We start from the raw sequence: 14,326 nt of genomic DNA, 5'->3' as shown, positions 1-14,326 counted from the left end.
TCTGACGCTAGGCGGCATGGGAGTAGGCTCTTTTGCGCTCATGTTGAAACCTCTTCGATAGAACTGAATTCGACCCACTGAACTTTCGAGGAATCTATCACTAATAGTTCGGCGCCAAAAGGCAGCGCCACGCCATCCTCCCCCAGCCAGCCTGGATTGAGCATGATGAACTGTCCCTCCAGAGGTCCGGAAGGCCACTCGACGGGCCAGCCAAACAATCGCCTCTCATCCGTCAAATGCAGAGTTACCAGCCGATTGTGGCGGACAAACGTGCTGTACCACTCGTTGGGATAAGAGTTTTTATTCGTTACATTTTTACTTCGTAACCATTTGTGCAGTTTGTCATTCGAAGCCAGAGCACACGACAACAGCCCAAGCGCCATTGAAACGATAAACGCCCACAAAGCCTCGGCTTTACCATCCCACTTTCCTACAGAGATACCCTTCGAGCCTATCCACAAACAGGCAGCCCCGATCCCCAGCACCACCCCATGAATCACAAACGTAAAAATCAACGCCTGCACAATCTGCCCAAACGTGTCGGGTCGCTTGAATGCGGTGAGCGTATAAAAAATCCAGGTCGAGACAAACCCGGGAATCAGATACTGCAACAACGGAATCACTTCTTTGACCAGATCATCCATGATCCGTGGCTCCTTGAAAGACTTGCCGGCCCGATAAGTGACCGGCAATCAAAGCCTAGTGCACGCTGAAAGAATGCCTTCGCCCAACTGTCACAGCGCATTACGCCAGCCGCTAAACCTGCGCATCCTGCAAAATCAGATCCGCACCCTTTTCCGCCACCATCAGCACCGCCGCATGGGTATTGCCCGACGTCACGTTCGGGAAGATCGACGCATCGACAATCCGCAACCCTTCGAAGCCATGTACCTTCAGGCGCTTGTCGACCACCGATGTCTGCTCGTCCGCCCCCATCGCGCAAGAACCACAGAGGTGATAGATCGAGCCACAGTTGTCGCGAAAGTACTGCAACATCTGCTCATCGGTCTGCACCGCCGGGCCGGGCAACACTTCATCGACGGTGATGCTCTTGAGCGCCGGGGCGTTCATGATCTTGCGCATCAGGCGACTGCCCTGAATCACTTCATCGATGTCCTTCTGCGTGCTCAGGTAGTTCGGGTCGATCAACGCCGCGTCCCGTGGATTTTTCGAGGCGATTTCGACGCGCCCGCGACTGGTGGGCCGGCACGGATTGAAGCACAGCAAGAAGCCCGAATACGGTTCCGGCTTGAGACTGGCCTTGTTGTTTTTCGGGATCTGGTACGACAGCGGGTTGAAGTACAACTGCAAGTTGGGATGCACCTGCTGCTGGTCGCCGCGAAAGAACCCACCCGCCTGATTGACGCTCATCGCCAGTGCGCCCTTGCGGGTCAGCAGGTATTTGATGCCGAGCTTGAGCTGGCCGAACAGCGAGCTCAGTTCATCATTGAGCGTCGGGATGTTGGCCTTGTAGTAGTAACTGGCACACAGGTGATCCTGCAGATTCTGCCCCACCGCCGGCAGGTGCCTGACCAATGGAATCTGGTGCCTGGCGAGCAACTCGCGATCGGCCACGCCGGACAATTGCAGGATTTTCGGCGTATCGACCGCGCCCGCACACAGGATCACCTCCTTGCGCGCCGTAAACGTGCGCGTCACACCGTGCTGGGTGATCGAGATGCCAGTGGCGCGCTGCTGCGCAGCGTCAAACAGCACGCGATCCACCAGGGCGTAATGCTCGACCGTCAAGTTCGGCCGGCTCAGTGCCGGATGCAGATGTGCAAAGCTGCTGGAGCAACGCTGGCCGTTTTTGGTGTTGACGTCGTACAAGCCCGCACCTTCGAATTTCGCCCCGTTGAAATCGTCGCTGCGTGGATAGCCGAGCTGCGAACAGCCCTCAAGAAACACATCACAGATCGGGTGGGTCTGGCCCTTCATCGGGGTGATGCTGATCGGGCCGCTGCCGCCATGGTATTCGCTGTCGCCCAGCGGATGGTTTTCCAGTTTGCGGAAATACGGCAGCACTTCCTTGAAGCCCCAGCCGTCGTTGCCGTTGGCCGCCCAGTCGTCGAAGTCATGGGCCTGGCCACGCACGTAGATCATCGCGTTGATCGAACCCGAACCGCCCTGCACCTTGCCGCGCGGGGCGTAGATTTCGCGATTGCCCAGTTGCTTCTGCGGCTGGCTGTAGTACATCCAGTTGAAGGTCGGGTTGTAATACATTTTGGCGAAGCCGACCGGAATCCTGAACCACAGCGAGCTGTCTTTACCGCCCGCTTCCAGTAGCAGCACCGTGTATTGCCCGCAGGCCGAGAGCCGATTAGCCAGCACGCAGCCTGCTGCGCCGGCGCCAGCGATGATGTAGTCGTATGTCATGCACGGTTACCGCGTAAGTCGTTGTACAAATCGAAAAGCGCACCACACTCCCCTGTGGGAGCGAGCCTGCTCGCGAAGGCGTCGTATCAGCCGCCACTTTCAGAGGGTGACCCAGCGCTTTCGCGAGCAAGCCCGCTCCCACAATGGATCTGCGTCAGCCTTTGGCCGGGGATGTGTCTTTGACGTCCACTGGCGTCGGCGCCATTTGCAGGTGCAGGCGCTCGCCGGTGTACGGCGAATGCCTGCGCACCACGTCCATGTTCAGTTCCACGCCCAGGCCCGGTTCGGTGGACGGGATGATGTAGCCGTCCTCCCACTGCAGCGGCTTGTTCAGGATCTCGGCATGGAAGCCGCCCCAGGTCTCGATGCTTTCCTGAATCAGGAAGTTCGGGGTGCAGGTCGCCAACTGGAAACTGGCCGCAGCACCAATCGGTCCGTTGTACAGATGCGGAGCGATCTGCGCGTAGTAGACCTCGGCCATGCTGGCGATTTTCTTGGCTTCGAGCAGGCCGCCGCAGCGCGCCACGTTCATCTGCAGAATCGACGCGCCGCCGGCCTGCAACAGCTTGAAGAACTCGTACTTGGTGGTCAGCCGTTCGCCCGTGGCAATCGGGATGCTGGTCTTGGCCGCGACTTGCGCCATGGCCTCTTCCTGCCCCGGCGGCACCGGCTCTTCGAACCACAGCGGGTCGTACTTTTCCAGGCGCCTGGCCAGACGAATGGCCGATGACGGCACCATCTGCCCGTGAGTCCCGAACAGCAGGTCGCACTTGTTGCCCACCGCTTCGCGGATCTTGCGGCAGAAGGTTTCGCAGCGCTCCAGCACCTCCAGCGAAATCTGGTGCCCGGAATACGCGGTGTACGGGCCGGCCGGGTCGAACTTCACCGCCGTGAAGCCCTTGTTCATATTCTCCACGGCGCATTCAGCCGCCAGATCCGGATCGTCGTAGTCGTACTCGCCACGGCTGTTGACCGGGTACAGATAGGTGTAGGAGCGCAGGCGCTCATTGACCTTGCCGCCGAGCAGTTCGTAGACCGGCTTGTTCGCCGCTTTACCGATGATGTCCCAACAGGCCATTTCCAGGCCGCTGACCACCCCCATCATGGTCAGATCGGGGCGTTGGGTGAACCCGCTGGAATAGGCCTGGCGGAAGAAGCGTTCGATATGGTGCGGGTCCTGATTGAGCAGGTAGCGTTCGAACACGTCGTCGATGATCGGCAGCATGGCGTTGGGGCCGAAGGTCGCGGCGTAGATCTCGCCGACGCCTTCGATGCCGCAGTCGGTCCTGAGCTTGACGAACAGCCAGTACATGCCGCCGATGTGCGGTGGCGGTACGGCGACGATATGGGTTTCCAGGGCGATGATTTTCATGTCAGGCACCAGTTTTCTTCGAGGATTTGCGATTGATTCGGGCACGCAAGGTCACAGCAGCCAGAGTGCCGAGCAGTCCGATAAAGGCGATGTAGCCGAAATACAGCTTGTAACCAAAGGCTCCCGGGAACCGTTCGGTGAGGTAGCCGTTGATCAGCGGAATAAAGGCATCCGGCATATAGCCGACCACCGAGACGATGCCGATGGCCAGACCGGTGATGCGCAGCGGAATGTTGCAGCTGTCGAGAATTGCCCAATACAAACCGCGAATCGCGTAAGTCATCAGGCCAATAAAAATCACCGTGGCAATCAGCAGCCCCATGCTGTTGAGCGCCGGGAATACGATCAGGCCGACGATCGCCAGACTCGCCAGCAACAGCGCGACGATCAGCACCGAAATGTTCGAGAACCTGTCCCCCAGCCAGCCGCCACCGATGCCGCCGATCGGGCGCATCCACAACTTGATCGTGGTGATAGTGCCGGCCATGACGGCGGTCAGGCCGCTGCCTTGCAGGTAGTCCGAGAAGCTGTAGGTGGCCCAGAAGATGTGATAACCGCAAAACACGATCGCAGTGACCAGCCATAGCTCGGGAATCTTCACCAGAGTCGCCAGATCCGTGAGCAGGTTGAACTTGCCCTTCTCCACCGGCGGCGTGTCCGCCATCGATTTCGGATCCTTGATCAACACCAGCACGCAGCCGATGGCGATACAGGTGAAGGCGTACAGATAGACCACATGGCGGAAGCCTTCGGCGGTGGATTCACCACGGGTTTCGGTGGCGAAGGCGAACAGCGCCAGCGCAACCGTCGCCAGCAGCGCCTCGACCAGGCCGCGACCCCCATCAAGGATGCCGAAGAAGCGCCCCTGTTCGGTGTGATGAGCAATCATCTTCACCCGTTTGAGCACCGAGGCCCAGAAGGTCAAACCGGTGGTCAGGCCCCAGCAACCGAAGATGATCATCAGCCCGCTCATCGACGGCGCCGTCGAATACCACAGGCCCAGCGCGCCGGTCGCCACCAGCGAAAAGAAAATCAGAAAGCGTGGCGCAATGCGGTCGGCCAGCCAGCCGCTGGGCAAGTAGCTGAGGAGGAAAATCGTGCCGAGCATCGAGTACAGATAGCCCAGTTCACTGTGGTTGATCTGGAACACTTCGAGCATCGTGGTCTGGTAGACCTGACGCAGGTACAGAATCGGATAGATCGCGCCGGCCGCGAGCACCAGCAACATCAATTGGACATAGCGACTTCCCTTGTCACTCGGGCTTTTCACAGCCGAATGGGAACCCTGAACAACGGCAGCAGAGGATGCATGCTTGGACATTGAAGTGACCTCGGGCGACCCGTGCTCCGGGCGCCCCTGATAATTGTTTTTATAGGTGCAGCATGAGGCGTGTTGCGGTGGATCAGTACTTCATGACCACGAGGCGGGTCTGGGTGAATTCGAGCATGCCGTGCTTGCCGTCATCGCCGCCCAGGCCCGAGCGTTTCCAGCCGGCGTGGTAGCCCTGATACGGGTCGGCCGGGGTGCGATTGACGTACAACTCGCCGGCTTCGATAGCGTTGGCGACTCTCTGCGCGGTGCGATAGTTCTCGGTGTAGAGCACCGACGACAGGCCGAACTGATGATCGTTGGCCATCGCCAGTGCCTCATCGATGTCGCGGTACTTGAGCACCGGCAGTACCGGGCCGAAGATTTCTTCCTGGACAATTTCCATGTCCTGGCGGCAGCCGCTGAGCAGGGTCGGCGGATAGAAATGCCCACGGCCTTGTGGCAATACACCGCCGCTTTCGAGGACCGCACCGTCGGCGATGGCGCGCTCGACCATGGCGTGGATGTTCTGCTGCGAACTGGCGTTGACCAACGGCCCCATCAGACTGGCGTCCGTGGCGCGATCGCCGAATTTCACGGCGGCAATCTTGGTCTTGAGCAAGGCGAGGAAGCGGTCATGAACGCTTTCCTGCACGTAGACCCGCTCTACCGCCGTGCACAACTGGCCGCAGTGGGTGGTTTTCGACGCAACGATCGCCGTGGCTGCGGCTTCCAGATCGGCATCGGCCTCGATGATCGCCGGGGTCTTGCCGCCCAACTCCAGCGACGGCTTGGCGATGTTGGCCTTGCAGTAGTCGAGGACGATGCGCCCGGCGTTGACGCTGCCGGTCAACGTAATCAGGCCCACGGCTCTATGGGTGCAGACTGTCGCTGCGGTCGCGTGATCCATGGTCAGAATATTGATGACGCCCTCCGGCATGCCCGACTGTTGCACCGCTTTGGCGATTTCGAACGCCGAGGTCGGGGTGTTGTTGCTCGGGCGCACCACCACGGTGTTGCCGGCAATCAGCGCCGGGGCAATTTTGCGCAACAGGGTATAAACCGGGTAGTTGAACGGGATCAGGCAGGCAACGACACCGATTGGCTCGCGGTGCAGAAACAGGTTTTCGTCGGGGCTGTCGCTGGGAATGATCTCGCCTTCGATGCGGCGTGCCCACTCGGCGTGATAGCGGGTGATCTGCGCGGCATAACGCGCTTCGTTGCTGGCGTCGGCGACGCTCTTGCCGGACTCGGCAGCCAGTGCGGCGCCGATGGCTTCGGCACGCTCTTCAAGGGCAGTGGCAAAGGCTCGCAGATGTTCGGCGCGTTCGATGCTGGTGAGCTTGCCCCAGACCTTTTGTGCGGTTGCTGCCGCATCGACGGCTGCGGTGGCTTCCTCGACGGTCGCGGCCGACACATGGCCGAGCAACGCTTCAGTGGCCGGGTTATAGACCTCGATCAGCGCCGCGCTGGCAGGCTCGATGAAGTGGCCGTTTACATAATTTCGCTCGACTCGCATGTGCATCGCCCATCGTTTGTTTTTATCAATGCCGCCAGTCTTGTCATCGCTGGCGGGTTGAACAAACGATTTAAAGGGCGCTTAAACATTCGAAAAATGCAGGTTACCCTCGCGCGCGCAGAATCCTGTGTGGGAGCGGGCTTGCTCGCGAAAGCGGGGTGTCAGGCGTTGTCGATGCAAGCTGACGCACCGCATTCGCGAGCAAGCCCGCTCCCACAAGGGGATTTGGGGTGGGTCAGGTCGCAGCGGTCGAGGGCTCGAGTTGGCGCTGCGCCAGCCAGATTTCCTCCTGCAGCCATTGCGCAAACACCTGCAACTGCGGCATCTCGGTCTGCTCCGGCCGGGTCACCAGCCAGTAGGACTGGTGCCCTTCCACGTGCACATTCAGCACTTGGGTCAACTGCCCGCTGGCCAACTCAGCGGCGACCATGTGCCAGTCGGCAATGGTGATCCCCAGCCCGTCGGTCGCGGCCTGAATCGCCAGGTCCAGCAGATCGAATTCGTAACCGCCCTGGGTGTCGACTCCGCTGATGCGCGCCGCGTCCAGCCAGTGTTTCCAGGTCAGATAGCGCTGATCTTCCTTGGCCAGCACGTGCAGCAGCGTCAGGTGATTGAGGTCGATGCCCTGCTCGCCGCCCTCGCGGGCATACAACGACGGCGCGCACACCGCAATGTGCCGTTCCTGAATCAGCAGCGAACTGTCGAGGCCGTCCCATTCACCGTCGCCAAAACGGATCGCACAGTCGAGTGTGCTGGTTTCCGCCAGGCTGTCCTGCAAGCGCGTGGTGATGCTCAGTTCGAGTTCCGGGTGCTGCTCGCGCAAACGCCCCAGGCGCGGCATCAGCCAGCGACTGGTGAAGGTCGGCGGCGCGTTGATGTGCAACCGGTTGGAATGGGTTTTCTGCTGGATGCTGCGCACCGTCAGTTCGATCTTGTCGAACGACTGGTGCAGTGCCCGCAGCAGCACCTTGCCGGCGGCGGTCAGCTCCAGATGATGATGGCGCCGCTCCAGCAGGCTTTCACCGAGTTGTTCTTCCAGTTGCCGCACCTGACGGCTGACCGCACTCTGGGTGACGTTGAGCAACTCGGCGGCGCGGGTGAAACTGCCGGTGCTGCCGGCCACCTCGAACGCCTTGAGCGCGTTCAGGCCAGGCATTTTGCGTTTCATATCAAGGCACTCGAAAACCACTGACAAGGCGTAAAGCATCCCATGCCTGTGCCGGACTGTCCTACAGGATTTTTTGAGTAACATGCATTCGATGCAGGTTTGCGCACCGTTTTTATCGTTTGTTCAACCTCCAGCGGATGGCAAAACTGCGCGGCATCTCTAATAAAAACAATCGAGAGCCGCTCCATGCCCTTCCCTGCATCCTTGCGCCTGCGCACCACGTCTATCGTTCTGTTCTGCAGCGTTGCCGCTCCGGCGATGGCGGTACAAGTCACCGACAACCTTGATCTTGGCGGCGCCATTCGTGCGCGCTGGGACGTGGACCCGGATCGCGACATTCAGAAGTTTGGCCTCGACACGGTCTTCCTCAGCGCCAAATACAATTCCGACAGCTGGATCGGCGAGGCGCAGTATCGCTTCTACGGTCGCTCCTACCCTTACCAGTACACGAAAAACTATGCCGACATTCAGTTCGCCAAGTTCGCCTGGGTCGGCTACAAGTTCAATCCGGACCAACAGGTACAAGTCGGCCTGAACAGTGTGCCGTTCGGCCTGCAGCCGTATTTCGGCAGCACTTTCTACGAAACCCTGGGCAACGTCATTGGCCTGGAAGACGTGCAACAGGTCGGCGCCAAATACATCCAGCAAAGCGGCGACTGGAATGTTCAGGCCGGTTACTACTTGCGTCCGGCGTGGCAAGGCAAAGGCACCAGCAAAGGCGTCACCTATTCCAGCGTGGTGTCCGGGGCTGACAGCTACGTGGCGGACGGCAGCGACAACCAGGAACGCAACACCGTGGTGCTGCGGGTGGCGAAAGCGCTGGAGCTGGGGCCGTGGAAATCCGAAGTGGGGATCTCCGGCCTGACCTCAACCTTGGAAAACAAGGACACCGACAACGATGGCCGGCGCAACGCCGTGGCCGTGCATTATCTGGGCAAAAATGGCCCGTGGGGCGTGCAGTTGCAGGCAGCACGCCAGCAGATGTCGCCGCGCAATGCCGGCACTGATGAGCGGGTGACCCTTGGCGGTTACGACGGCACTTACAACGTTGCCAGTCGCGGCAATCTGTACGTGGCGGATCTGAGTTACGACGTGGCTGGCAAATACCTGTTCGATCAGGTCAGCGGAATCAAGCTCTACGCCAACTACAGTGCCTTCGACAAATCCGCCAGCGGCTTCAAGACTTCTGAACGGATGATCCTCGGCAGCTCGTTTTCAGTGAGCAAATTGTGGGTCGCAACCGAGTGGTTGTTTGGCAGGAATGACCCGTACATCGGTGGCAGCAGTTACACCCAGAGCCTCGGTGCGGGTGGGCTGGATCAGTGGGAGAATCAGCTGTATGTGAACGTCGGTTACTACTTCTGATCCGGGATTTACCGCGCCTGAAAGTCAGCCTTCGCGAGCAAGCCCGCTCCCACCTGATGTGTGTCTGACACACATCCAATGTGGGAGCGGGCTTGCTCGCGAAGGCGTCCTGCCAAACAACGCTTGCATCCGCCCCCTCACCAATAGTCAGATAACCCCTACCAACAAAACCTACAAAAACAAAACCGAGCCAAACGCTCGGCCCGGAGTTCCACCTCCATGCGTCAACTGCCCTCGCTCAACACCCTGCGCGTGTTCGAAGAAGTCGCGCGGCATCGCAGTTTCAGTCAGGCCGCACTGGGCCTGAACGTCACCCAGGGCGCCGTCAGTCGCCAGATCAAACAACTCGAAGACTACCTCGGCGTCGCGCTGTTCGTGCGCACGCCGCAAGGCCTGTCACTGACCGAAGCCGGCAGCAACCTCAAACCGCATCTGGCCGAAGCTTTCGATCACATGGAGCGTGCGCTGCAAGCGGTGCGCGTGCCCAATCTGCGCCAACGCCTGCGCGTGCTCGCGCCACCGACCTGGGCCACGCGCTGGCTGTCGCCGCACCTGCGCGCGTTCTGCCAGCGCTACCCGGACATCAGCCTCAGCGTAACCAATCAGGCCAGCCACGACAGCCTCGCCGAGATCGATTGCCACATCCGTTTCGGCCTCGCAGCGGCCACCCATTGCGCCAGCCAACTGCTGGTGATGGAACGCCACATCGCCGTTGCCAGCCCGGAGCTGTTCGACGGCGAGCAAGCACCGGATCTGCGGCAATTTCCATTGCTGCACATTCTCCACGACGGCAAGCGCTTGAAGGTCTGGGAGAACTGGCTGGCAGCCATGGGACGCGACGACATCGATGCTGCCCGAGGTCTGGAATTCAGCACCCTGGACCAGGTGATTCACACCGCACTGGCCGGCGGCGGGCTGGCGGTGATCGACCGGCAGATGATCGAAAAGGAACTGGCCAACGGCAGCCTGTTGCCGATCACCCCGATTGAAGTGATCGGCCCGTATGGCTACTGGCTGGATGTGGCGAATGACAAGCAGGGCTTGTCGAAAGTGAAGCTGTTCACCGACTGGCTGAGCCTGGTGAGCAACCCCTGACACCGCAAAACCAATGTGGGAGCGGGCTTGCTCGCGAAGGCGGCAGATCAGTTGAAATCAATGTCGACTGACACACCGCTTTCGCGAGCAAGCCCGCTCCCACAGTTTTTGGGTGGCAGGCCGTTAGATCGGGGTGGCGATTTTGGTCACGGTGATGACGCTTCCCTCCACCGGACTTTGCGCCTTGCACGCCTGGCTCAGTGTCAGTGACTTGGTCTCCGGCGCCCACGCCCATGACAGCCATGCGCCAATCGCCAGGATCGCCGCGAGAATGCCCATGGTCGGGCTCAGGCCGATCCCCGCCACACTCACCGGCAGCAGAAAGGTGCTGACCGCCGAGCCCAAACGGCTGACTGCCGTGGCCAGGCCAATGCCGCTGGCACGCACTTCGGTCGGGAAACTCTCCGCCGGGAACACCCCGACCAGGTTGCTCACCGCCGACAGCACCAGGGTGAACACACCGAACACCAGCACCATCAGCCACGCTGCGCTACCCGGCAGCACCGCCAGCAGGAACAGCGCCACCGCGAGGATGATGAACGAGTTGATCAGGAAGCCGCGACGGCTGAACCTGATCGTGCACCAGATACCGATCAAGGCGCCGAGGATCAGCAACAGGTTGAGCATCAGTTCAGTGCCGAAACCTTCGGCCAGGCCCATCTTCTGCAGGATCGAAGGCAGGAACGTATAGATCGCGAAGTACGGCATCACGATGCAGACGAAAAACAGGCAGTTGAACGCCGTGCGTTTGCGGTACTCGCGGCTGAACAGTACCGCGTAACCGGAGCGGGTTTGCGTGGTGCGGGTTTCGTCCAGTTCGACATTGTCGCCCAGATGCTTTTTGACGATCGCCCGCGCCTCGGCGATGCGCCCCTGGTTGACCAGCCAGCGCGGTGATTCCGGCGTGCCGATGCGCGCGATCAGAATCAATGCCGCTGGGATCGCCGACGACGCGAGCATCCAGCGCCAGGCATCGTCGCCGAGGCTGAGCATGGCGGTGCCGACGAAGGTCGCGGCAACGTAACCGAAGGTCCAGATCACGCTGAACGAACCGAGCAGTACGCCGCGATGTTTCTTCGGCGAGAACTCGGCGAGCATCGCGTGTCCGACACTGAAATCACCGCCCAGGCCAATGCCGATCAATACCCGGCAGAGAAACAGGCTCATCGCGCTTTCGACGTAGAACTGCATCACCGAGGCGATCGTGATCAGCACGAAGCTGACGAGGAAAATCTTCTGCCGGCCGACCTTGTCCGAGATCCAGCCGAAAAACAGACTGCCGAGAAACAGCCCGATCAACGCCGACGCGCCGATCAATCCCTGCCAGAACGCATCCAGGTGCATCTGCGGGCTGAGCAAGGTAAACGCAATGCCGATCAGGCCGAGGATGTAGCCGTCGGTGAAGTGCGCGCCGAAGGTCAGCCCGGCGATCTTGATATGAAACCGACCGATGGGCAGGTCGTCGATTTTTACGGGTTGAGCGGACATGTTCGTCTCCAATTGTTGTTATTGACGGAGAAACGGATTGCTCTTGCTTCTTCTGTAGGAGTGAGCCTGCTCGCGATAGCAGTGTGTCAGTCAAAGCCGTATTGCCTGATGCACCGTCATCGCGAGCAGGCTCACTCCTACAAGGGGTGGTGGTGGGGTTCAGAGACCGCCCATCAACAGGTATTTGATCTCCAGATAGTCATCCAGACCGTACTTCGAACCTTCGCGCCCCAGGCCCGATTCCTTGATGCCACCGAACGGCGCCACTTCCGTGGAAATGATCCCTTCGTTGATCCCGACCATCCCGGCTTCAAGGCCTTCGGCCATGCGCCAGACCCGGCCGATGTCGCGGCTGTAGAAATACGCCGACAAACCGAATGGCGTGTCGTTGGCCCGCGCCAGCACTTCGGCCTCATCCTTGAAGCGGAAGCACGCGGCTACCGGCCCAAAGGTTTCGTCCTGGGCGATCAGCATGTCGCCGTTGACCTCGGTGAGGATGGTCGGCTCATAGAAGGTGCCGCCGAGAGCGTGGCGACGACCGCCACACAGCAACGTGGCGCCCTTCGCCAGCGCATCGCTGACATGGCTTTCGACCTTGGCCAGCGCGGCAGTGTTGATCAGCGGACCTTGCTCGGTCTCACCCTCGAGCGCGCTGCCGACGCGCATCGCGGCGACTGCTTCGGCAAGCTTGCCGGTGAAGGCCTCGTAGACGCTGTCCTGAACAAAGAAGCGATTCACGCACACACAAGTCTGCCCGGTATTGCGGAATTTCGAGGCCATCGCGCCTTTGACCGCGGCGTCCAGATCGGCATCGTCGAAGACAATGAACGGCGCGTTGCCACCCAGTTCCAGCGAGACTTTCTTCAGGGTGTCGGCAGCCTGACGCATGAGCAGTTTGCCGGTGCGCGTGGAGCCGGTGAACGACAGTTTGCGCACGATGCTCGAGGCTTGCAGCGCACCGCCAATCGCCACCGCATCACCGGAGACGATGTTGAACACACCCGCTGGAATCCCTGCCTGCTCGGCCAACACTGCCAGGGCAAATGCCGACAGTGGGGTCTCCTCCGACGGTTTGAGAATCATTGTGCAGCCCGCCGCCAGCGCCGGGCCGACCTTGCGGGTGACCATCGCCAACGGGAAGTTCCACGGGGTGATCGCCGCGACCACGCCGATGGCTTCCTTGACCACGATGATCCGCGCATCGGCCTTGTGGCTCGGGATCACGTCGCCGTAGGCGCGCTTGGCTTCCTCGCCGAACCACTCGAGAAAACTCGCGGCGTAGACCACCTCGCCCATGGCTTCGGCCAACGGTTTGCCCTGTTCGCGACTGAGCAATGTCGCCAGGTCCTTCTGGTGGGCGAGCATCAGATCGCTCCAGCGTTTCAGGCGCTGGCTACGCTCCTTGGCGGTGAGTTTGCGCCACGCCGGCAGGGCGCGGTTGGCGGCATCGATGGCCAGATTGGTTTGCTCGGCGCCAGCCTTTTGCACGTCGGCAATCAGTTCGCCGTTGGCCGGGTTGCGCACCGCGTAGGTCGCACCGCCCTGCCCCCACTGGCCATCGATGAAATTACCGTGACGGATCAACTCGCTCATGCCACCGCCCCCTGCAAGCTGAACCGCTCAAGCCCCGGGCGTGCCGTGCGCAGGATGCGCTTGCCGGCGGTGTAGTCGTTGATCACATCGCACGGGGTGTAATTGCGCTCCAGCTCGTGCAGCTCATCAGCATCCAGCCTGGTTTCCAGCGCCGCCAGCGCACTGTCGAACTGCGCGGTGGTATCGGCGCCGACCAGCATGCAATCGACCCCCGGATGGTTGGCCACCCACGCCTGGGCAATCTGCGCATTCGACACGCCACGGGCGCGGGCCACGCGCTGCACTGAGTGGGCGATTTCGAACGAGGCTTCGTCGCTGTACATCTGCTGGGTGAAGAAGTCGGTCTGGTTGCGGGTCGACTGCACGTCGCCAGTCAGCAGGCCACGGGCCAGCGGGCTGAACACCGAGACGCCGATGCCCTGATCGCGACAGAACGGAATCATCTCGCGCTCTTCTTCGCGATAAGCGCAGTTCAGCTGCAATTGCATATTGATCGGTTTGACCCAGCCATTGCGTTCGCAGGCCATGAGGATCTTCGCCAACTGCCCGGTGAGCATGGTCGACACGCCGATGTAACGGGCCTTGCCGGAGCGCACGATGTCGTTCAGCGCCGACATGGTTTCTTCGACCGGGGTGTTCACATCGAAGTAATGCAGCATGAACACGTCGACGTAATCCATGTTCAGGCGTTTCAGCGAGGCGTCGATGCTGTCCATGATGTGCTTGCGCGAATGGCCGCTGGCGTTGATCCCGCTGCGGGTGCCGTAACCGACCTTGGTGGTGATCACCAGGTCCTCGCGGCGAGCCAGGCGCTTGACGATGCGCCCCACCACTTCCTCGCCGACACCGGCGGAATAGAAGTCCGCCAGGTCGATGAAGTTCACACCCTTGTCCAGCGCGTGGGCGACGATCGGCTCGCTCTGTTTTTCATTGAAGATCCACGGTTTCCAGTCCGGCGTGCCCATGTTCATGGTGCCCAGGCACAGACGAGAAACCTGCAGGCCAGAGTGGCCCAAACGAATGTATTGCATGGCGCGGACC

11 protein-coding genes are annotated in these 14,326 nt (G+C 60.6%); 2 read left to right on the top strand and 9 right to left on the bottom strand.

Annotated features, from left to right (window positions below; all coding sequences use genetic code 11):
- Window positions 1-38: 38 nt before the first annotated feature.
- The 6 genes from AC1UK9_RS12105 to AC1UK9_RS12080 all read right to left on the bottom strand — a co-directional run bounded on the left by AC1UK9_RS12105 (window position 39) and on the right by AC1UK9_RS12080 (window position 7,744).
- Complete coding sequence (locus AC1UK9_RS12105) at window positions 39-644, bottom strand: DUF6338 family protein (protein ID WP_473015370.1); 606 nt, start codon at window positions 642-644, stop codon at window positions 39-41.
- Between the two features lie 112 nt (window positions 645-756).
- A complete protein-coding gene (locus tag AC1UK9_RS12100; RefSeq protein WP_473015369.1) occupies window positions 757-2,376 on the bottom strand; it encodes a GMC family oxidoreductase in 1,620 nt (539 codons plus the stop codon).
- Window positions 2,377-2,530: 154 nt separating this feature from the next.
- Complete coding sequence (locus AC1UK9_RS12095; RefSeq protein ID WP_473015368.1) at window positions 2,531-3,748, bottom strand: mandelate racemase/muconate lactonizing enzyme family protein; 1,218 nt, start codon at window positions 3,746-3,748, stop codon at window positions 2,531-2,533.
- Window position 3,749: 1 nt separating this feature from the next.
- Window positions 3,750-5,069, bottom strand: coding sequence for an MFS transporter (locus AC1UK9_RS12090; RefSeq protein ID WP_482580182.1), 1,320 nt, complete (start codon window positions 5,067-5,069; stop codon window positions 3,750-3,752).
- Between the two features lie 82 nt (window positions 5,070-5,151).
- Window positions 5,152-6,576 (bottom strand): aldehyde dehydrogenase, encoded by a 1,425-nt coding sequence (aldA, locus tag AC1UK9_RS12085; protein ID WP_482580465.1) that lies wholly within the window; start codon window positions 6,574-6,576, stop codon window positions 5,152-5,154.
- A 235-nt stretch (window positions 6,577-6,811) separates the two neighbouring features.
- Window positions 6,812-7,744 carry a LysR substrate-binding domain-containing protein gene (locus AC1UK9_RS12080; protein ID WP_482580181.1) on the bottom strand — a complete coding sequence of 311 codons (933 nt, stop codon included), beginning with the start codon at window positions 7,742-7,744 and terminating at the stop codon, window positions 6,812-6,814.
- Between the two features lie 186 nt (window positions 7,745-7,930).
- Here AC1UK9_RS12080 and AC1UK9_RS12075 point away from each other — a divergent pair, with 186 nt between their 5' ends.
- Together AC1UK9_RS12075 and AC1UK9_RS12070 are read left to right on the top strand one after the other, a co-directional pair.
- Window positions 7,931-9,109 (top strand): hypothetical protein, encoded by a 1,179-nt coding sequence (locus tag AC1UK9_RS12075; RefSeq protein WP_482580180.1) that lies wholly within the window; start codon window positions 7,931-7,933, stop codon window positions 9,107-9,109.
- Between the two features lie 219 nt (window positions 9,110-9,328).
- Window positions 9,329-10,204: a LysR substrate-binding domain-containing protein gene (locus tag AC1UK9_RS12070; protein ID WP_473015363.1), complete on the top strand. Its 876-nt coding sequence runs from the start codon at window positions 9,329-9,331 to the stop codon at window positions 10,202-10,204.
- A gap of 123 nt (window positions 10,205-10,327) precedes the next feature.
- Here the strand turns inward: AC1UK9_RS12070 and AC1UK9_RS12065 are convergent, their stop codons facing one another.
- The 3 genes from AC1UK9_RS12065 to AC1UK9_RS12055 all read right to left on the bottom strand — a co-directional run bounded on the left by AC1UK9_RS12065 (window position 10,328) and on the right by AC1UK9_RS12055 (window position 14,316).
- A complete protein-coding gene (locus AC1UK9_RS12065; RefSeq protein ID WP_473015362.1) occupies window positions 10,328-11,692 on the bottom strand; it encodes an MFS transporter in 1,365 nt (454 codons plus the stop codon).
- 159 nt (window positions 11,693-11,851) lie between these two features.
- Window positions 11,852-13,285 carry an NAD-dependent succinate-semialdehyde dehydrogenase gene (locus AC1UK9_RS12060; protein WP_482580179.1) on the bottom strand — a complete coding sequence of 478 codons (1,434 nt, stop codon included), beginning with the start codon at window positions 13,283-13,285 and terminating at the stop codon, window positions 11,852-11,854.
- Complete coding sequence (locus tag AC1UK9_RS12055; protein ID WP_482580177.1) at window positions 13,282-14,316, bottom strand: aldo/keto reductase; 1,035 nt, start codon at window positions 14,314-14,316, stop codon at window positions 13,282-13,284. Before AC1UK9_RS12055 ends, AC1UK9_RS12060 begins: the two co-directional genes overlap by 4 nt.
- Window positions 14,317-14,326 lie beyond the last annotated feature (10 nt).

This window comes from Pseudomonas sp. AK-TSAG1-1 (genome assembly GCF_056821665.1).
Note: the sequence above shows the minus strand (reverse complement) of the source record. Positions and strands in the feature narration are given on the sequence as shown.

Excerpts from the sequence above, each read along its gene's own strand:
- AC1UK9_RS12105 (WP_473015370.1), bottom strand. The coding sequence starts at position 644 with ATGGATGATCTGGTCAAAGAAGTGATTCCGTTGTTGCAGTATCTGATT.
- AC1UK9_RS12100 (WP_473015369.1), bottom strand. The coding sequence starts at position 2,376 with ATGACATACGACTACATCATCGCTGGCGCCGGCGCAGCAGGCTGCGTG.
- AC1UK9_RS12095 (WP_473015368.1), bottom strand. The coding sequence starts at position 3,748 with ATGAAAATCATCGCCCTGGAAACCCATATCGTCGCCGTACCGCCACCG.
- AC1UK9_RS12090 (WP_482580182.1), bottom strand. The coding sequence starts at position 5,069 with ATGTCCAAGCATGCATCCTCTGCTGCCGTTGTTCAGGGTTCCCATTCG.
- aldA (WP_482580465.1), bottom strand. The coding sequence starts at position 6,576 with ATGCGAGTCGAGCGAAATTATGTAAACGGCCACTTCATCGAGCCTGCC.
- AC1UK9_RS12080 (WP_482580181.1), bottom strand. The coding sequence starts at position 7,744 with ATGAAACGCAAAATGCCTGGCCTGAACGCGCTCAAGGCGTTCGAGGTG.
- AC1UK9_RS12075 (WP_482580180.1), top strand. The coding sequence starts at position 7,931 with ATGCCCTTCCCTGCATCCTTGCGCCTGCGCACCACGTCTATCGTTCTG.
- AC1UK9_RS12070 (WP_473015363.1), top strand. The coding sequence starts at position 9,329 with ATGCGTCAACTGCCCTCGCTCAACACCCTGCGCGTGTTCGAAGAAGTC.
- AC1UK9_RS12065 (WP_473015362.1), bottom strand. The coding sequence starts at position 11,692 with ATGTCCGCTCAACCCGTAAAAATCGACGACCTGCCCATCGGTCGGTTT.
- AC1UK9_RS12060 (WP_482580179.1), bottom strand. The coding sequence starts at position 13,285 with ATGAGCGAGTTGATCCGTCACGGTAATTTCATCGATGGCCAGTGGGGG.
- AC1UK9_RS12055 (WP_482580177.1), bottom strand. The coding sequence starts at position 14,316 with ATGCAATACATTCGTTTGGGCCACTCTGGCCTGCAGGTTTCTCGTCTG.